We start from the raw sequence: 347 nt of genomic DNA, 5'->3' as shown, positions 1-347 counted from the left end.
CAGATGCTGCAGGACCTCGGTCGCGAACCCACTCCGGAAGAGCTCGCACGCGAGCTCGACATGACCCCGGAGAAGGTCGTCGAGGTGCAGAAGTACGGTCGCGAGCCGATCTCGCTGCACACGCCCCTGGGTGAGGACGGCGACTCCGAGTTCGGTGACCTCATCGAGGACACCGAGGCGGTCGTGCCGGCCGACGCGGTGGGCTTCACGATGCTGCAGAAGCAGCTCGAGAGCCTGCTCGACTCCCTGTCCGAGCGCGAGGCGGGCGTCATCCGCATGCGCTTCGGCCTGGGCGACGGCCAGCCGAAGACCCTCGACCAGATCGGTGACACGTTCGGCGTGACGCG

The 347-nt window shown here is 68.0% G+C and carries 1 protein-coding gene; it reads left to right on the top strand.

Translation table 11 applies throughout. The features are described 5' to 3' along the window. Window positions 1-347 (top strand): sigma-70 domain-containing protein (locus BIU95_RS12440; RefSeq protein WP_302846966.1); only part of this gene is annotated, 347 nt, incomplete at both ends.

This window comes from Curtobacterium sp. MCBA15_007, assembly GCF_001864905.1.
GTDB lineage: Bacteria > Actinomycetota > Actinomycetes > Actinomycetales > Microbacteriaceae > Curtobacterium > Curtobacterium poinsettiae.
Note: the sequence above shows the minus strand (reverse complement) of the source record. Positions and strands in the feature narration are given on the sequence as shown.